Raw genomic sequence first — 17,958 nt, 5'->3', positions numbered from 1 at the left:
GTCATGTCATGATCTGGCGGGTGGAGACGACGCACGCACTCTGGCTGCTGGCCGTGCCGGTGGGAGCGCTGATGGTGGCCGCGGGGGCGCGGCGCATCGGGCTGCCGGCGCCGCTGATCCTGGTGCTCGCCGGGCTGGGCTTCTCGTTCGCCCCCGGGGTCCCGGAGTTCGAGCTCGACCCGGAGTTCGTCCTCTACGTGTTCCTGCCGCCGCTGCTGTTCGCGGCGGCCTGGCAGAGCTCGTTCCGCAACCTGCGCGACAACGCCTGGTCGATCGGGATGCTGTCGGTGGGCCTGGTGCTGTTCACCACGCTCGCGGTCGGGTACGCGGCGCACCTGATCATCCCGGGCCTGCCGCTGTCCGCGGCGTTCGTGCTCGGCGCGATCGTGGCGCCGCCGGACGCGGTCGCGGCGGTGAGCGTCGCGCAGCGCCTCGGGCTGCCGCGCCGGACGGTGACGGTGCTGATCGGGGAGAGCCTGTTCAACGACGCGACGGCGCTGACGGCGTTCCGGGTGGCGCTGATCGCGGCGGCGGGCGCCGGGTTCACGTTCCTGGAGGGCGCCGGGCGGTTCCTGTTCGCCGCCGCCGTCGGCGCGGCGATCGGGCTGCTGCTCGGCCCGCCGCTGCACTGGCTGCGGACCCGGATGCACGACCCGCTCGTGGAGAACGGCATCGCGCTGGTGGCGCCGTTCGCCGCCTACCTGCTCGCCGAGACCGCGCACGCCTCCGGGGTGATCGCCGTGGTCGTCAGCGGCCTGTACCTCGGCCACCGGTCCACCGAGTCGGCGGCGGTGACCCGGCTGATCGGCGGCTCGTTCTGGAAGGTCATGGTCTTCCTGCTGGAGTCGGTGGTCTTCCTGCTGATCGGGCTGCAGCTGCCGCCGGTCGTGCACGGGCTGTCGGGGCGCAGCTGGCAGCAGCTCGCGTGGTGGGCGGTCGCGGTCTTCGCGGTCACCGTCGTCGCCCGTTTCGCCTGGGTGTTCCCCGCCGCGCGGATCCACCGGCTGGCGTCGCGGCGGGAGCGGGCGAGGGAGAGCCCCGGCTGGCGCGGCCTGACCGCGGTGTCGTGGGCGGGGATGCGCGGGGTGGTGTCGCTCGCCGCCGCGTTCGCGGTCCCCTTCACCGCGTCCGGCGCCCCGTTCCCCGGTCGCGACCTGATCCTTTTCCTGACGTTCACGACCGTCCTCGGGACGCTGCTGGTGCAGGGGCTGACGTTCCCGGCGCTGATCCGCGCCCTGGGCATCGGCGGCGAACACGAGCGCTACGCCGACACCGTGGCGGAGGCCGGGGCGCAGCACGCGGCGGCGCAGGCGGCGCTGGAGCGGCTGGAGGAGCTGAACGCCGCGGAGCGGCTGGACGAGGCGGTGGTGGAGCGGCTCCGGCAGCTCGCCGAGGACCGGCGGCTGCGCGCCTGGGAGCGGCTCGGCGGCGGGGCGGGCCCGGAGGGCGAGGAGGTGCCGACGGCGACGTACCGGCGGCTGCGGCGGGAGATGCTGCTGGCCGAGCGCCAGGTGTTCGTCCGGATGCGGGACGAGCGCCGGATCGACGACGAGGTCCTCGCCCGCGTCATGCACGAGCTGGACCTGGAGGAGGTCGCCCTCAACCGCGCCTAGCGCGGCCGGCCGGCGGATGTGCCGCCCCGGCCACGGCGGGCACCGTGGCCGAGGCGCCGGGGCCGGTCAGGACGACCCGTTGAGGGGTTGCTCGGGCAGCTCCACGGCGTAGGACTCCTTCACCACGTCCAGGTGGTGCCAGGACTCCCGGACCGTCGCGCCGGGCACGGACCTGATGGCGTCGAGCACGGCCACCAGCTCGGCGCGGGACGTGGCCTCGGCCTGACCGACGATGTCGTAGCGGCCGAACCCGGTGGCCAGGTAGCGGACGCCGTCCTGGGCGGCGACCGCCTCCGCGACCTTGCGCAGCCCGCCGGTCACCACGATGCCGAACCCGCCGAGCTCGGCGGCGCCGAGGGCGAGCGGGTCGGCCAGCCCGGTGACCTGGATCACGCCGGTGCGCATGAGCCGCACCACCCGGGCCCGGGTGGCGGCCTGCGACAGGCCGATGACGTGCGCGAGCCGGGTGTAGGGCGCGCGCCCGTCCCGCTGCAGCTCGTGCAGGAGCCGCCAGTCGATGCCGTCGAGGCTGACCTCGCCGAGCTCGCGCACCACGGCGTGCTTGTCGCGCACGGTGGACACCGACCGGAACACCTCCGCCGCGCGCACGCCGGGGATGGACCGGATCCGGTCCACCTCGGCCGCGAGCGCGGCGTCGTCGCGGGTGCGCACCTGCGCGACCAGGTCGTACGGGCCGGCGGTCAGCGCGGTGAAGCTGACCGCGGGCCGCTCGGCGACGGCCTCGGCCACCTCGCGGGCGGCGCCGTCCACGGCGACCGACACGTGCCCGATGGCCTCCGCGCCGACCACGGCGGCGTGCACGATGCCGACGACGCGGACGACCTGCGTTTCGAGAAGGTGCTGCACCCGTGCCCGCACGGCCGTGCGGGAAAGCCCGACGCGATCGGCGAGCGCCTGGAACGTCGCCCTGCCATCCCGCTGGAGCTCGCGGACGAGCACGGCGTCGACCGCATCCAGCACGGCTCTCCTCCTCGACATGTGATGAATGGGTTTGTCGGCAACTGCAAGATCATTCCATTTCAGGACGGTTCGACGTCAAATATTGATCTTGCTCGTGTTCGCCGTGCCCGGCGGCCGTCGAAGCGTCGGCGTCCGGTTCGGCGCGGCGACGTTTCCGGCGCCGCGAAAACCGCTCCGGCAGCGCAAACGCCGCCGGTGGCGGCCCGGTGCGCACGGCGGGGCCCGCGCCGGCGGCGGGCGGGCGGGGTGGCACTGGTCACTCCGGCGGCCGGCCCGGCGCGCGGGGCGCGGGCCGGGCGGCGCCGCGCCCGCGCGGGCGCGGCGCGAGCGCGCGCGGCGGGGGCCGGCGCGGCCCGATCGGGCGCACGCGGACCGGATACAGGCGGACCGGGCGCAAGCGGATCGCGCACGGCGGAGGCGGGCACGGCCGACCGGGCTCAAGTGCGTGACCTGCATGCGCTTCTCCCGGTGTTCTGCTGTCACGCCCCTTACGGCGGGTCCGCCGTCCGCGTGAGACACATGTAAAAAAAGTGCATCCTGGGCGCAGTTACGTCAAGAGGTAACTTTACAGAGAGCCAAGCCCCACGTTGCACCGTTTTCAACCGTCTCCGGTGGTTCACTTTCGTTATGCCTGGACGAAGGCGGGAGGATTCGCGGGAATCGGCCGGTCGCTCCCCGGGGACACACGGACATCACCCCCGGGTGCGGCGCCGCGGGCCGCTCGCGGAGCGAGCGTGGCCGGACCACCGCCGGGTATGGCCGACAATGTACGGTGGCCCAGCCACTCCGGATCCGCGATTGGTGTGTAGTACAGCCGTGCACCTGCTCAACGGTGAGCGTCCCGCTCACGACCTGACCTACAACGACGTGTTCATGGTCCCCGGCCGCTCCGACGTGGGGTCGCGCCTGGACGTCGACCTGGCCACCTCGGACGGCAGCGGGACGACGATCCCGCTCGTGGTCGCCAACATGACGGCCGTGTCCGGCCGCCGGATGGCCGAGACCGTCGCCCGGCGCGGCGCGATCGCGGTGCTGCCGCAGGACATCCCGGCCGACGTCGTCGCCGAGGTCATCGGGTGGGTCAAGGGCCGCGACCTGGTCGTCGACACCCCGATCACGCTCGGCCCGTCCGGCACCGCCGGGGAGGCGCTCGCGCTGCTGCCCAAGCGGGCGCACAACGCCGTGATCGTCGTCGAGGACGAGCGCCCGGTGGGCGTGGTCACCGAGGCCGACTGCCAGGGCGTCGACCGGTTCGCGCAGCTGCGCGACATCATGTCCCGCGACCTGGTGACGCTGCCGGCCGGGGTCGATCCGCGCGAGGCGTTCGACCGGCTGCACGAGCGCGGGCACCGGCTCGCCCCCGTCGTCGGCGCCGACGGCCGGCTCGCGGGCGTCCTGACCCGCACCGGCGCGCTCCGCGCCACCCTGTACCAGCCCGCCGTGGACGCCGCGGGGCGGCTGCGGGTCGCCGCGGCGGTCGGTGTGAACGGCGACGTCCCCGGCAAGGCCAAGGCGCTGCTGGAGGCGGGCGCCGACCTGCTCGTCGTCGACACCGCGCACGGCCACCAGGACAAGATGCTGAGCGCGCTCGCCGCCGTCCGCGGCCTGGACCCGGCGGTCCCGGTCGTGGCGGGCAACGTGGTGACCGCGGAGGGCACCCGCGACCTGATCGAGGCGGGCGCCGACATCGTCAAGGTCGGCGTCGGCCCCGGCGCGATGTGCACCACCCGGATGATGACCGGGGTGGGCCGCCCGCAGTTCTCCGCCGTGCTGGAGTGCGCCGCCGAGGCGCGCCGGCTCGGCCGGCACGTGTGGGCGGACGGCGGCGTCCGGCACCCGCGCGACGTGGCCCTCGCCCTCGCGGCCGGCGCCGCGAACGTGATGGTGGGGTCCTGGTTCGCCGGCACCTACGAGTCTCCGGGCGACCTGCAGCGCGCCGCCGACGGCCGGCTCTACAAGGAGAGCTTCGGGATGGCGTCGGCGCGGGCCGTGCGGCTGCGCACCGCCGAGGACTCCCCGTTCGACCGGGCGCGCAAGGCGCTGTTCGAGGAGGGCATCTCCACGTCCCGCATGTTCCTCGACCCGCGGCGCCCCGGCGTGGAGGACCTGATCGACCAGATCGTGGCCGGGCTGCGCAGCGCCTGCACCTACGCGGGCGCCCGCACGCTGGAGGAGTTCCACGAGCGGGCGACGATCGGGATCCAGAACCCGTCCGGCTTCGCCGAGGGCATGCCGCTGTCGACCAGCTGGTAGCGGCCGGCGGGCCGCCCCGGAGGCGGGCCCGGGGGCCGGTCCGGCGGCCCGCGGTATCCCGGACGGGTTCCCCGAACCGGGCCGGATTCCCTATCCTGATCATCAGCAGTCCCAGAGGCAACACCCGCTCGCATGCGGCGACTCCCACGCAACCTTTGCCCGGTTCGGCGCGTCCATAATGTGAGCCGGGGCTTAAATCACCGTGGGTGGGAATCGGAGCGTACATGGGTCGGTCGAGGCGGCATGCCCGGGAGAGGGACGGCGACGGTTCCCCCGGCGGAGCACGGGGGTTGCCCCGCGCCCTGGCGCTGACCCTCGCGTCCGCCCTCGTCTGGGGCGTCGCCCACTTCGTCACCGGCCGCCGGATCGCCGGCTCGCTGCTGCTCGCCCTGTACGTCGCGATCGCCGCCGCCGTGGCGGCGGCCGCCACGGTGTACCGCTCGGATCTGCTGCACCTCGCCGTCCAGCCGGACGTGCTGCAGCGCCTGTCCGCCGCGCTGGTCGCGCTGGGGCTGGTGTGGGTCCTGGTCGTGATCCGCTCGTACCAGATCCTGCGGCCGCTGCGGATGTCGATCAGCGCGAAGACGCTCGGCGCCGCCGCCGTCGCGGTGATGTGCTTCGCCGTCGGGGTCCCGGTGGCGTGGTCGGCGCACAGCACCTACGTCTACCGCGACGCGCTGACCAGCATCTTCCGCACCGGTACCGAGAACGGCAAGAAGGTCGACACCGAGGACCCGTTCAACGGGCAGGCCCGCGTCAACATCCTGCTGCTCGGCGGCGACTCCGCCGCCGACCGCACCGGGGTGCGCACCGACAGCATGACGCTCGCCAGCGTGGACACCGAGACCGGCGACACGGTGCTGCTGAGCCTGCCGCGCAACCTGGAGCGGTTCCCGATGCCGCCCGGCCCGGCCCGCGACCGGTTCCCCTACGGGTTCACCGGCGACGGCCCGCTGAACCCGGGCCTGCTGAACGAGGTGTACGAGTACGCCGAGCAGCACCCGGACGTGGTGCCCGGCGTCCCGAAGAACCGCCGCGGCCCGGAGCTGCTGAAGGCCACCATCGCCGGGATCCTGGGGCTGCGCGTCGACTACTACATCCTCGTCGACATGTTCGGCTTCGCCGACATCGTGGACGCCATGGGCGGCGTCAAGATCAACGTCACCGAGCCGATCCCGTACGGGCTGGAGGGCGCCGTCCTGCAGCCCGGCTACCGGACGCTGGACGGCAAGGAGGCGCTCTGGTACGGGCGCTCCCGCACCAACAGCAGCGACTACGTGCGGATGGGCCGGCAGAAGTGCCTGATGCGCGCGATCGCCGAGCAGGCCGACCCGCAGACCGTCCTGACCAGCTTCGACAAGCTCGCCGCGGCCGCCAAGCGGACACTGTCCACCGACATCCCGCAGGAGCTGCTGCCCGCGCTGGTGAAGCTGTCGAACAAGGTCAAGAACGGCGCGGAGATCCGCAGTCTGCAGTTCGTGCCGCCGGTGATCTACACGGGCAACCCCGATTTCAAGCTGATCCGCAAGCTGGCGTCGGAGGCCGTCAACAGCGACCCGCACGCGGTGAGCGCCGCGCCCAGCGGCGGCGCGAGCGGGTCGCCGGGCGCGTCGCGGAGCCCGTCCCCCGGCCCGCCGGACGGGACGGCGTCGCCGAAGCCCGACACCAAGCCGGTGTCGCTGGAGGCCACCTGCCCGTGACCGTCCCGCTCCGGGTGGATCATAGAGGGAGACGACCTCTGCGAAAGGGCGGGTGAGGGTGCCTCTGATCCAGGGCTGCGACGCCTTCCACGTGGCGATGCCGCGCGGACGGCGGCCGGAGAGCGTGCTGGTCAGGCTCGACGGCGGCGACGCGGTCGGGTGGGGCGAGATGGCCGTGCCGGGCGGCGCGGCGGGCGCGGGCGCGGCCTGGGCGGACATCGAGCGGCGGATGGCCCCGGCCCTGATCGGGCTCGACTGGGACCGGCCCGAGGACGTGTCCGCCGCCGCCGACCTCGGCGCCAGCGAGGCCGCCGCGGCCGTCGACACCGCCTGCTGGGACCTGTGGTGCCGGGCGCGGGGGCTGCCGCTCGCGCACGCGCTCGGCGGCACCCGCACGTCCATCGTGACGGGCGCGCGGATCAGCCCGGAGCCGGCGCTGGACACGATCACGGCCCGCGTGAACAAGGCCGTTGGAGCGGGCCACACCCGCGTCACCCTGGACGTCCGGCCCGGCTGGGACGTCGAGCCCGTCCGGGCGATCCGGCAGGCGTACCCGGCGCTGGCGCTCGTCGCCGACGCGGGGCACCACTACACCGAGTCGCCCGAGCACCTGGCGGTCCTGGAGGCGCTGGACGCCTACGGGCTCGCGGCGCTGGAGCGGCCCTTCCCGGCCGGGGACCTCGCCGCGCACGCCCGGCTGCAGCTGCGGATCGGCACCGCGGTCGCCCCGGCGGTCGCCGACCTGGAGGCCCTCGACGCGGCGCTGTCGCTGGACGCGGGCCGCGCCCTGCACCTGCGGCTGGACCGGCTCGGCGGGCTGACCGCGGCGCGCAGCGCGCACGACCTGGCGTACGCGGCGGGCTGGGACGTGTGGTGCAGCGGCACCGGCGCGTTCGGGCTGGGGCAGGCCGCGGCGGTGGCGCTCGCCGCGCTGCCGGGCTGCACGCTGCCGAGCGACGTGTCGGACCCGGCGGGCGGGCCGGTGTTCGTGACGCCGCCGGTGCGGTCGTCCGGCGGGGTCGTCGGCGTCCCGCTCACCCAGCCCGGCCTCGGCCACGAGGTCGACGAGGCGCGCATCGAGCGGCTGGCGACCCGCCGCATGCGCCTGACGACGTGACGGACGACCCGGCGGAGGACGCGGCGGCCGGCGGGGAGCCGGCGCCCGCGACGGTCTGGGTGGTGGCGGGCCCGCCCGGCTCCGGCAAGACGACCGTGGCCGGTCTGCTGCTGCGGCGGCTGCGGCCGGTGCCCGCGCTGCTGGACAAGGACACGATGTACGGGCCGTTCGTCGCGGCGACGCTCGCGGCGTCCTCCCGCGACCCGGGCGAGCGCGAGGGCCCCTGGTACGACGAGCACGTCAAGCGGCACGAGTACGCGGGGATGACGGCCACGGCCCGGGAGATCCGGTCGCACGGGTGCCCGGTGCTGCTGAGCGGGCCGTTCACCGGGCAGATCCGGGACGCGTCCCGCTGGGCGGCATGGGTGGAGGAGCTGGGCGGCCCGCCCGTCCGGCTCGTCTGGATCCGGTCGGACGCGGTGACGCTGCGGCACCGCCTGGAGGAGCGCGGGTCGCCCCGCGACACCGCGAAGCTGGCCGCGTTCGAGGCGTTCACGGCCCGGATGCGCCCGGACGAGCCGCCGCCGGTCCCCCACACGGCCGTGGACAACCGGCTGACCGCGCCGGAGCCGCTGGAGACCCGGCTGGACCGCCTGCTCGGCCCGTCCGCGTGACCGCCGGCGGGCGGGTCAGTACGACTTGGGCAGCCCCAGCGAGTGCTGCGCGACGAAGTTGAGGATCATCTCGCGGCTGACCGGGGCGATGCGCATCAGCCGGACGACGCCGGCGAGCATCCCGACCCCGTACTCGGTGGTGAGGCCGTTGCCGCCGTGCGTCTGGATGGCCTGGTCGACGCAGTGGATCGCGGCCTCGGCCGTCGCGTACTTCGCCATGTTCGCGGCCTCGCCCGCGCCCATGTCGTCGCCCTCGTCGTACAGCCACGCGGCCTTCTGGGCCATCAGCCGCGCCAGCTCCAGCTCGATCTTGGCGGCGGCCAGCGGGTGCGCGAGGCCCTGGTGGGCCCCGATCGGCGTCCTGAACACCTGCCGCTCCCTGGCGTAGGCGGCGGCCTTGCCGAGGGCGAGCCGGCCGATCCCGGCGCCCATCGCGGACGCCATGATCCGCTCGGGGTTGAGGCCCGCGAACAGCTGCAGCAGGCCGCCGTCCTCGTCCCCGACGAGCGCGTCGTACGGGAGGCGCACGTCGTCGAGGTGGCAGATGAACTGCTTCTCCGGCGACACGATCTCCATGTCGATGGGGGTGTAGGTGAAGCCCTCGGCGTCCCTCGGGACGATGAACAGCGACGGCCGCAGGTTGCCTTTCTGGTCCTGGGTGCGGGACACGAACAGCACGGCGTCCGACTCGTCCACGCCGGAGATGAACGTCTTCTGCCCGTTGAGGACCCAGCCGTCGCCGTCGCGGCGCGCGGTGGTCGTGATCCGGTGCGAGTTGGAGCCCGCGTCCGGCTCGGTGATCGCGAAGGCCATCTTGACCGAGCCGTCGGCGAACCGCGGCAGCCAGTGCTTCTTCTGGTCCGCGGTGCCGGACCGGGCGATGATCGTCGCGCAGATCGCCGGGGACACGACCATCAGCAGCAGCGGGCAGCCCGCGGCGGCCAGCTCCTCGCACACGGCGGCGAGGTCGCCGATGCCGCCGCCCCCGCCGCCGTACTCCTCCGGGACGTTCACGCCGAGGTAGCCGAGCCGCCCGGCCTCGGCCCACAGCTCGTCGGTCTTCTGCCCGGCCTTGGCCTTCTCCACGTAGTACGCCGCGCCGTACGCGGCGCCCAGCTCCGCGACGGCCGCGCGCAGCGCCCGCCGCTCCTCGCTCTCGACGAAGCTCATTCGGGGTCTCGTCTCCTCTGCTCGATGACGGCCAGGACCGCGCCCGACTCGACCTGCCGGCCCGCGGCGACGTTCAGCTCGGCGACCGTCCCGGCGGACGGGGCGGCGATGCGGTGCTCCATCTTCATCGCCTCCAGGACGACGAGGGTCTCCCCCTCGGCGACCTCCGCGCCCTCCCGCGTCTCGACGCGGACGACGGTCCCGGGCATCGGCGCGAGGAGGGAGCCGGGGGCGATCTGGGCGCTCGGGTCGGCGAAGCGCGGGACGACGGTGAGCGTCACCGGGCCGAGGCGGGAGTCGACGTGCACCGCGTCCCCGGCCGCGGCCACGGCGAAGGTCTCCCGGAGGCCGCCGTGGTCGAGGACGACCCGGTCGGGCGCGGCGGTCACCAGGGACGTGCCGGGGCACAGCTCGGACACCAGGCCGTCCCTCCGCAGCTCGTAGTCGACCTCGACGGTCCCGTGGGGGCCCTCGAACGTCCTGCGCTGCGGCTGCGACCGGACGTTGCGCCACCCGGACGGCAGCCCGCCGAGCACCGGCGCGGCCGACCGGTTCGCGGCGGCCAGCGCGAGCGCGGCGGCCAGCGCGGACACGCGGACGGCGCTCTCCCCGGCGAGCGGCGCGGACAGGGCGCCGAGGCCGGCGCGGTCGAGGTAGCCGGTGTCGGTGTCGCCGTCCAGGAAGCCCGGCTCCTCCAGGATCCGGACGAGCAGGTCGCGGTTCGTGGTGAGGCCGTGCACACGGGCGCCGCGCAGCGCGGCGGCGAGCCTGCGGGCGGCGGCGGCGCGGGACGGCGCCCACGCGATCACCTTGGCGAGCATCGGGTCGTAGTGGACGCCGACCTCGGCGCCGCTCTCCACTCCGCTGTCGAGCCGCAGACCGTACGCCGCGGGGACGGCGAACTCGGCGTCCACGTCCGGCACCTCGAAGGTGTGCAGGGTGCCGCCGGCGGGGCGCCAGTCGTGCGCGGGGTCCTCCGCGTACAGCCGGACCTCGATGGCGTGGCCGCGCGGCCGCGGCGGGTCCTCGGGCAGGCGCGCGCCTTCGGCGATCTCGATCTGCAGCCGGACGAGGTCCACCCCGTACACGCATTCGGTGACGGGATGCTCGACCTGGAGGCGGGTGTTGACCTCCAGGAAGTAGAAGCGGCCGTCCGGGGCGAGCATGAACTCGACCGTCCCGGCGCCGGTGTAGCCGATGGCGCGGGCCGCGTTCGCCGCCGCCTCGCACAGCTCCTTGCGCAGCGCTGGGGTGACGGCGGGCGACGGCGCCTCCTCGACGATCTTCTGGTGGCGGCGCTGGATCGAGCATTCGCGCTCGCCGAGCGTCCAGACGGCGCCGTGCGCGTCGGCGAGGACCTGCACCTCGATGTGCCGGGCGTTCTCCAGCAGCGGCTCGCAGAACACGGCGGGATCGCCGAACGCCGACTCGGCCTCGCGCCGCGCCCCCGCCACGGCGTCCCGGAGCGCGCCGGGCGACCGCACGATCCGCATGCCGCGCCCGCCGCCGCCCGCGGACGCCTTGACCAGCAGCGGGAAGTCCTCGTCGGTGAGCCCGGCCGGGTCGAGATCGGGCAGCACGGGGACGTCCGCGGCGGCCATCAGCTTCTTGGCCTCGATCTTGGAGCCCATGGCGGCGATCGCGTCCGGCGGCGGCCCGATCCAGGTCAGGCCCGCGTCGAGGACGGCGCGGGCGAAGCCGGCGTTCTCCGACAGGAACCCGTAGCCGGGGTGGACCGCGTCGGCGCCGGCGCTCCGCGCGACCGCGAGGAGGCGCTCCGCCGACAGGTACGTCTCCGCCGGGGCCGCGCCGGGCAGCCGCCCGGCCGTGTCCGCCTCCCGGACGTGCGGGGCGTCCGCGTCGGGGTCGGAGAAGACGGCGACGGTCCCGACGCCGAGGCTCCGGCAGGCCCGCAGGACGCGGCGGGCGATCTCGCCGCGGTTGGCGACCAGCACTCTGTTGATCATGTTCGACTCACATCCGGAAGACGCCGAAGCCGTCGGCTCCGCGCACGGGCGCGTTGTGGACGGCGGACAGGCACAGGCCGAGGACGGTGCGGGTGTCGCGCGGATCGATCACCCCGTCGTCGTAGAGCCGCCCGGACAGGAAGAACGGCAGCGACTCGGCCTCGATCTGGGCCTCGACCATCTCCCGCATGGCCCGGTCCTGCTCTTCGTCGTAGACCTGCCCGCGCGCCTCGGCCGCCTGCCGCGCCACGATCGACAGGACGCCGGCGAGCTGCTGCGGCCCCATCACCGCCGACTTCGCCGACGGCCACGTGAACAGGAACCGGGGGTCGTAGGCCCGGCCGCACATGCCGTAGTTGCCCGCCCCGTAGGACGCGCCCATCACGATCGAGATGTGCGGGACCCGGCTGTTCGCCACCGCGTTGATCATCAGGGCGCCGTGCTTGATGATCCCGCCCTGCTCGTAGTCCTTGCCGACCATGTAGCCGGTCGTGTTGTGCAGGAACAGCAGCGGGGTGTCGCTCTGGTTGGCGAGCTGGATGAACTGCGCCGCCTTCTGCGACTCCTCGCTGAACAGGACGCCCTGCGCGTTGGCGAGGACGCCGATCCGGTAGCCGTGCACGCGCGTCCAGCCGGTGACGAGGCTCGTGCCGTAGAGCGGCTTGAACTCGTCGAACCGCGAGCCGTCCGCGATCCGGGCGATGACCTCGCGCGGGTCGAACGGGACCTTCAGGTCCTCGGGGACGATGCCGGCCAGCTCCTCCGCGTCGTACAGCGGCTCCTCCGCGGGGCCGGGCGGCGGGCCGAGCTTGCGGTGGTTGAGGTTCTTGACGATCTGCCGGCCGAGGCGCAGCGCGTCCGCCTCGTCCGCGGCCATGTAGTCGGCGAGGCCGGACGTGCGCGCGTGCATCTCCGCGCCGCCGAGCTCCTCGTCGCCGGCCTCCTCGCCGGTCGCCATCTTCACCAGCGGCGGCCCGCCGAGGAACACCTTCGCGCGCTCCTTCACCATGACGACGTAGTCGCACATGCCCGGGACGTACGCGCCGCCGGCGGTGGAGTTGCCGAACACCAGCGCGATCGTCGGGATGCCCGCCGCGGACAGCCGGGTGAGGTCCCGGAACATCCGCCCGCCCGGGATGAAGATCTCCTTCTGCGTCGGCAGGTCCGCGCCGCCCGACTCGACCAGGTTGATGAGCGGCAGCCGGTTCTCCAGCGCGATGTCGGACGCGCGGAAGCTCTTCTTCACCGTCCACGGGTTGCTGGACCCGCCCCGCACCGTCGGATCGTTCGCCACGATCACGCATTCGACGCCCTCGACGACCCCGATCCCGGTGACGACGCTCGCGCCGACGGGGAAGTCGCTCCCCCACGCGGCGAGCGGGCTCAGCTCCAGGAACGGCGAGTCGGGGTCGAGGAGCAGTTCGATGCGCTCCCGCGCGAGCATCTTGCCGCGCTTGCGGTGCCGGGCGACGTACTTCTCGCCGCCGCCTTCGAGGGCCTTCGCGTGCTCGGCGTCCAGCGCCGCCAGCTTCTCCAGCATGGCCGCGCGGCGCTCCCGGTACTCGGGGCTCCGCGTGTCCAGCGTGCTCTTGAGGGTCAAAGGACTGCCTCCGGGATGTCGACGAGGCGGGACCGCAGCCACTCCCCGAGGGCCTTGCCCTGGGGGTCGAACCGGGTCGAGGCGGATACGCCCTCCTGCAGCAGCCCTTCGACGACGAAGTTGACCGCGCGGAGGTTGGGCAGGAGATGCCGATGGACGCGGTGGTTCCGGGTCTCGGGCAGCAGGTCGTTCAGCCGCTCGACGGTGAGGAAGGGCTCCAGCCAGCGCCATTGGGCGTCCGTGCGGGCCCAGACCCCGATGTTGGCGTCCCCGCCCTTGTCCCCGCTGCGCGCCCCGGCGACGCGTCCCAGCGGAGCCCGCACGACGGGGCCCTGGGCGCCGGGGCGGTCATCCGCGTTCCCGGGTGCGTCCGCGCTCGCGTCGGCGGTGGGAAGCGTGGCCGTGGCGGGTGGAGGTGGGATGGGGATGCGGGAACCCCCGGGCGTGACGGCGACGTGTTCGACCGCCTCGTTGGGGACGTACGCGGGCTTGTACACCCCGTACGGGCTGCCCTTGCCCGGCGGGGACGTCATCGTGAAACCCGGGTAGCCGGCCAGGGCCAGCTCGACCGCCGCGTTGCTGAAGGCGCGGCCGACCTTGTTCGCGTCGGGGTCGAGGACGGCGCAGCGGAGCAGCGCCGTCGCCTCCCCCTGCGTGGCGGGATCGGCGGCGGGCGCGCCGATGAGCGTCCACTCCACGCGGGCCGGCGGCGCGTCGCCGAACACCGCCGCCATGTGGGCCTTCACCGACTCCGCCTTCGCCTCGATGCCGAGCCCGGTCAGCACGAACGTCATCTCGTTCCGGTGCCCGCCGAGATGGTTCAGGCACACCTTCGCGGACGGCGGGGGCGGCGTCCCGCGGACGCCGCTGATCCGCACGCGGTCGGGCCCCTCCTGCGCCAGCTCGATCGTGTCGAAGCGCGTCGTCACGTCCGGTCCGGCATAGGACGGCCCGCCGATCTCGTAGAGCAGCTGCGCCGTGACCGTCTCGGTCGTGACGGCCCCGCCCGTCCCCTCGTGCTTGGTGATGGTGCTGGAGCCGTCGGCGCGGATCTCGGCGATCGGAAAGCCCAGCGCCTTTACGTTGTAGATTTCTTCAAAGAACGCGTAGTTGCCGCCCGTGGCCTGCGCCCCGCACTCCAGGACGTGGCCGGCGACGGTCGCGCCCGCCAGCGCGTCCCAGTCGTCCCGCGCCCACCCGAAATGCGCGGCGGCCGGGCCGACCACCAGCGAGGCGTCGGTGACGCGGCCGGTCACCACCACATCGGCGCCGGACCGCAGGCACTCGGCGATCCCCCACGCGCCCAGATAGGCGTTGGCGGTGAGCGGCGGCCCGTAGCGGGGATCGGCGAAGCCGAACTCCTCGGCCCGCGCCAGCAGATCATCGCCCTCGACATGGGCGACCCGCACCTCGATCCCGAGCCGTGCGGCCAGTTCGCGCAGCCGCTCCGCCAGCCCGCGCGGGTTGAGCCCGCCGGCGTTCGTGACGATCGCGGTGCCGCGCTCCACCGCCGGCCCGAGCGATTCCTCCATCTGCCGCAGGAACGTGGCGGCGTACCCGGCGTCCGGGTCCTTCATCCTGCCGCGGCCCAGGATCAGCATCGTCAGCTCGGCGAGGTAGTCGCCGGTGAGGACGTCCAGCGGCCCGCCCTCCAGCATCTCCCGCACCGCGGAGAAGCGGTCGCCGTAGAAGCCCGAGGCGTTCCCGATCCGCAGCGGTTGGCTCATGGCTGAACCCTGCCAGCCCCGCCCGAAAAAATCAATCGTGCATGATTGTTTTCTGCCGAGGCCATTTGGTTGACTGGGAACCCCACCGAGCCAAGGAACCCATGACCGCCCAGGCACTTCCCCGCGAACCGCAGCAGGACCGCAGCCGCGCCACCCGGCGGCGCCTCCTGGAGGCCGCCATCGACTGCCTCGCCTCCGTCGGCTGGGCGGGGACGACCGTGGCCGTCGTCGCCGAGCGCGCGGGCGTGTCGCGGGGCGCGGCCCAGCACCACTTCCGGACGCGCGAGGAGCTGGTGACGGCCGCGGTCGACTACGGGTCCGAGGTGCGGATGACGCAGATGCGCGAACGCCTGGACGCACTCGCCGACAACCGCCCGTCCACCCTCGACGTCGTGACGCTGCTCGGCGAGATGTACACGAGCCCGCTGTTCCGCGCCGCGCTGCAGCTCTGGGTCGCGGCCAGTTCCGACGAGCAGCTCCGCGCGCAGGTCGTCCCGCTGGAAGCCCGCGTCGGACGCGAGGCGCACCGCCTCACCGTCGAGGCCCTCGGCGCGGACGAGAGCGTCCCCGGCGTGCGCGAGACCGTCCAGGCGACCCTCGACCTGGTCCGCGGCCTGGGCCTGGCCGACCTGCTCACCGACGACTCGGCCCGCCGCACCCGCCTCCTGAACCAGTGGGCCGTGACCCTCGACAGGGCCCTCGGCCGCTGACGCGGCCCGCTCCGGGCCCCGGTCAGAGGGGGACCTCGCGCAACGGGTCGCCCCCGTCGACGAAGAGGCGCCCGCCGGGCGCCAGCACCGCGGCGATGCGCGGCATGGCCCGGCGGCCGGCCTCCGGGTGGCGGCCGTCGAGCGCCCCGACCCGGACGGCGAACACCAGGTCGAAGCGGGCTTCACCGGGTTCCGGCGTGAAATCCTCGATGGCGGCGCACCGGACGCTCATCCGCCCGGACGCGATCTCGTCGGCCGCGGCCGACGCCGCCTGCGCGATCGCCTTGGCGGACCGGTCGATCGCGAGAATGCGCCCGCCGTCGAGCCGCGCCGCGACGGCGCGCGCGGCGGCGCCCGGCCCGCACCCGATCTCCAGGACGCGCATGCCGGGAGTGAGCGGCAGAGCGTCCACGATCTCCGCGAGGCGCGGTGAGAGCGGCGGCATGGACACGACGATATCCATCGCTCCTACCCGGTGAGTACCGCCTCTCCCCCGATCACCGTTGCGGACGTCGCCTGCCGCCGCATTGCGCGAGCATGATGGCCTCCATGGGCCTGCGCCGGCTCGTTCACTCGGTTTTGGCCCGGGCCGCTGGGCTCCGGTGCGGGTACAAGTCGCGAAGCAGCGCGATCTCGGCCCCGTGGTGGACGACTTCGCGGTTGATGTGGAGGACGAGCGTGGCGAGGGAGATGTCCTCGTAGGGCGCCTCCGCGGGGCCGGAGGGGCGCGCGAAGTCGTCCGGGCCGAGGCTCCGGACCCCTGCCGTCCACGCCGCGTAACCGGCGTCGAGCTGGGCGAGCGCCTCGTCGGCGGAGCCCGCGTACCGGAAGCTGCGGTAGTCGGTGGGCGGCCCGCCGAACTGCCCGGCGACCCGCGCGCCGAGCACTCCGGCGATGATGTGCCCGAGAGGCGTCACGAGCCACCTCCCGCATGCGGCCCGCACAGCCACATCTGCACCGACAGGAACGCCTGACGCAGAGGACAGTCCAACCTCTGCCCGACTTCCTCACGATCTCCCGTCATGACAATGTGTGCTCGTCTGACCACGGAGAGGCGTCACCGTGGCGCCTCATATGAGAGGAGACCTACGCATGGCAAGACGGACATGGCGGGTCCTGGCCGCCGTCTCGGTCAGCACTGCGGCCTGCTTTGCGGCGGCCCCGCCCGCCCAGGCGACGAGCTGCTTCTGGGAGGACCCCGGCCAGCAGGGTTCGAGCCGCTGCTACGAGAACAACGTCCAGGACTTCGGCGGCCAGCGCTTCCCCAACGGCCACAGCGTCCAGCACACGGCCAGTTCCTGGCGGAACCTCAACACCGTCTGGAACGAGGTCGTCTACAGCGAGCCCAACTTCACCGGCCAGTCGCAGGAACTCGAAGACGAGACCGACGGGAACCTGAACCCCGGCATCAACGACCACCTCGGTTCCTTCGACGCGGCCTGACCTGACGAGAGGGTCCGGGCGTGGAACCCCGCGCCGCCCGGACCCACCGAAGCCATCGGAAGGAGGCGCACGGTGAACACCGCGCGGGCGGCCGCCGCAATGCTCGTCCCGCTCATCCTCGCGGGGTGCACGGCCCAGCGCCCGGACGTCCCTCCCGCCCGCATCCAGCACGTTGCCGACGTCGACGCGCTCGTCCTCCCCCTCGACGCCTACCGGACGAGTCCCGCCCAGCGAAGGACGGTCCAGCGTGCGGAGAAGAAGCTCGTGACCGCATGCCTGCGCCGTTTCGGCATAACGGTCGACCTCGGCGATCCGGCACCGCCGCCGTTCTCGCAGAACGCCCGCCGCTACGGGCTCACCGACGAGGCGCGGGCGAGCAGGCTCGGCTACAGCACCCCCGAGATCACCAAGCGCCCATCGCGGCCGGATCTGCCGACGAAGGCGAGAAAGGCCGCCTGGGGCGACGGGCCGGCGAAAATCCGCGGCCGGGACCTGCCGGAAGGCGGCTGCGTCGGGGAGGCCGGCCGGACGCTGAACGCGGGTGCTGAGCCGGCCGGAACGCTCGCGGACCGGCTGGCCTTCACCGCCCTGGAGGCGTCGGAGAAGGACCGCCGCGTACGCGCCGCGTTCGCGCGGTGGAGCGTCTGCATGAGGCGGGCGGGCCATGCGTATGCGACGCCGAGGGACGCCAACCGCGACCGGCGGTTCATCGACGGTCCCGGGCACCGCATCGGGCCGGCCGAGACCGCTGTCGCCGTGGCCGATGTGCGCTGCAAGCAGCAGGTCCGTCTCATCGACATCTGGGCGAGTGTGGAGGCCGCTTATCAGAAACGTCTCATCGCCCGTCACAAGACCGAACTCGAGCGCGACCGAGCAGCTCTCCAGACCCGGATCGACACCGCGAACTCGGTACTGCACCGACCCCTGAAATGAAATGAGAAAGGGCCCCGCCAATCGGCGAGGCCCTTCCCGTAATATGAGTCCGGCGGCGTCCTACTCTCCCACACAGTCTCCCATGCAGTACCATCGGCGCTGAAGGGCTTAACTTCCGGGTTCGGAATGG

At 73.7% G+C, this 17,958-nt stretch carries 15 protein-coding genes and 1 rRNA gene; 8 read left to right on the top strand and 8 right to left on the bottom strand.

Features of this window, described 5'->3' with window-relative positions:
• The first annotated feature begins 20 nt into the window (after positions 1–20).
• A complete protein-coding gene (locus ABTW95_RS31715; protein WP_500228241.1) occupies positions 21–1,613 on the top strand; it encodes a Na+/H+ antiporter in 1,593 nt (530 codons plus the stop codon).
• A gap of 66 nt (positions 1,614–1,679) precedes the next feature.
• Here the strand turns inward: ABTW95_RS31715 and ABTW95_RS31710 are convergent, their stop codons facing one another.
• Positions 1,680–2,594, bottom strand: coding sequence for an Lrp/AsnC family transcriptional regulator (locus ABTW95_RS31710; protein ID WP_396450632.1), 915 nt, complete (start codon positions 2,592–2,594; stop codon positions 1,680–1,682).
• An 816-nt stretch (positions 2,595–3,410) separates the two neighbouring features.
• On the opposite strand from ABTW95_RS31710, the gene ABTW95_RS31705 reads away from it, so the two are divergent.
• The 4 genes from ABTW95_RS31705 to ABTW95_RS31690 all read left to right on the top strand — a co-directional run bounded on the left by ABTW95_RS31705 (position 3,411) and on the right by ABTW95_RS31690 (position 8,278).
• On the top strand, positions 3,411–4,847 hold the full coding sequence (locus ABTW95_RS31705) for a GuaB1 family IMP dehydrogenase-related protein (RefSeq protein ID WP_396452120.1): 1,437 nt from the start codon (positions 3,411–3,413) through the stop codon (positions 4,845–4,847).
• A gap of 290 nt (positions 4,848–5,137) precedes the next feature.
• Entirely contained in the window at positions 5,138–6,547 is a 1,410-nt protein-coding gene (locus tag ABTW95_RS31700) for an LCP family protein (protein ID WP_500228240.1), read from the top strand.
• Between the two features lie 52 nt (positions 6,548–6,599).
• Positions 6,600–7,664, top strand: a complete 1,065-nt coding sequence (locus ABTW95_RS31695) for an enolase C-terminal domain-like protein (RefSeq protein WP_396452117.1) — start codon at positions 6,600–6,602, stop codon at positions 7,662–7,664.
• Positions 7,661–8,278 (top strand): P-loop nucleotide/nucleoside kinase family protein, encoded by a 618-nt coding sequence (locus ABTW95_RS31690; protein ID WP_396452115.1) that lies wholly within the window; start codon positions 7,661–7,663, stop codon positions 8,276–8,278. The genes ABTW95_RS31695 and ABTW95_RS31690 overlap by 4 nt, the downstream gene beginning before the upstream one ends.
• Before the next feature lie 15 nt (positions 8,279–8,293).
• On the opposite strand, the gene ABTW95_RS31685 is transcribed toward ABTW95_RS31690, so the two are convergent.
• From ABTW95_RS31685 to ABTW95_RS31670, 4 genes are read right to left on the bottom strand one after another with little or no spacing between them, the layout of a single operon-like run.
• Entirely contained in the window at positions 8,294–9,448 is a 1,155-nt protein-coding gene (locus ABTW95_RS31685) for an acyl-CoA dehydrogenase family protein (RefSeq protein ID WP_396452113.1), read from the bottom strand.
• Entirely contained in the window at positions 9,445–11,415 is a 1,971-nt protein-coding gene (locus ABTW95_RS31680; protein ID WP_500228239.1) for an acetyl/propionyl/methylcrotonyl-CoA carboxylase subunit alpha, read from the bottom strand. The genes ABTW95_RS31685 and ABTW95_RS31680 overlap by 4 nt, the downstream gene beginning before the upstream one ends.
• A 7-nt stretch (positions 11,416–11,422) precedes the next feature.
• The gene (locus ABTW95_RS31675; RefSeq protein WP_396452110.1) at positions 11,423–13,015 is read right to left on the bottom strand and encodes an acyl-CoA carboxylase subunit beta; all 1,593 of its coding nucleotides are present in this window, start codon (positions 13,013–13,015) and stop codon (positions 11,423–11,425) included.
• The gene (locus ABTW95_RS31670; protein WP_396452108.1) at positions 13,012–14,742 is read right to left on the bottom strand and encodes an acyclic terpene utilization AtuA family protein; all 1,731 of its coding nucleotides are present in this window, start codon (positions 14,740–14,742) and stop codon (positions 13,012–13,014) included. The genes ABTW95_RS31675 and ABTW95_RS31670 overlap by 4 nt, the downstream gene beginning before the upstream one ends.
• 101 nt (positions 14,743–14,843) lie before the next feature.
• On the opposite strand from ABTW95_RS31670, the gene ABTW95_RS31665 reads away from it, so the two are divergent.
• Positions 14,844–15,452: a TetR/AcrR family transcriptional regulator gene (locus ABTW95_RS31665; RefSeq protein ID WP_396452107.1), complete on the top strand. Its 609-nt coding sequence runs from the start codon at positions 14,844–14,846 to the stop codon at positions 15,450–15,452.
• Between the two features lie 22 nt (positions 15,453–15,474).
• Here ABTW95_RS31665 and ABTW95_RS31660 read toward each other — a convergent pair whose 3' ends face one another.
• Both ABTW95_RS31660 and ABTW95_RS31655 read right to left on the bottom strand, forming a co-directional pair.
• Positions 15,475–15,915 carry an SAM-dependent methyltransferase gene (locus ABTW95_RS31660; protein WP_396452105.1) on the bottom strand — a complete coding sequence of 147 codons (441 nt, stop codon included), beginning with the start codon at positions 15,913–15,915 and terminating at the stop codon, positions 15,475–15,477.
• Between the two features lie 106 nt (positions 15,916–16,021).
• Positions 16,022–16,369 (bottom strand): DinB family protein, encoded by a 348-nt coding sequence (locus ABTW95_RS31655; protein ID WP_396454959.1) that lies wholly within the window; start codon positions 16,367–16,369, stop codon positions 16,022–16,024.
• A gap of 175 nt (positions 16,370–16,544) precedes the next feature.
• Here ABTW95_RS31655 and ABTW95_RS31650 point away from each other — a divergent pair, with 175 nt between their 5' ends.
• Together ABTW95_RS31650 and ABTW95_RS31645 are read left to right on the top strand one after the other, a co-directional pair.
• Positions 16,545–16,895: a peptidase inhibitor family I36 protein gene (locus tag ABTW95_RS31650; RefSeq protein ID WP_396452101.1), complete on the top strand. Its 351-nt coding sequence runs from the start codon at positions 16,545–16,547 to the stop codon at positions 16,893–16,895.
• Between the two features lie 72 nt (positions 16,896–16,967).
• Positions 16,968–17,828: a hypothetical protein gene (locus tag ABTW95_RS31645; protein ID WP_500228238.1), complete on the top strand. Its 861-nt coding sequence runs from the start codon at positions 16,968–16,970 to the stop codon at positions 17,826–17,828.
• 47 nt (positions 17,829–17,875) lie between these two features.
• Here ABTW95_RS31645 and rrf read toward each other — a convergent pair.
• Positions 17,876–17,958: ribosomal RNA gene (rrf, locus tag ABTW95_RS31640) — 5S ribosomal RNA — on the bottom strand; the annotation flags it as partial.

This window comes from Spirillospora sp. NPDC127506, assembly GCF_040302145.1.
Taxonomy (GTDB): domain Bacteria; phylum Actinomycetota; class Actinomycetes; order Streptosporangiales; family Streptosporangiaceae; genus Spirillospora.
This window is presented reverse-complemented; position numbering and strand designations above follow the sequence as displayed.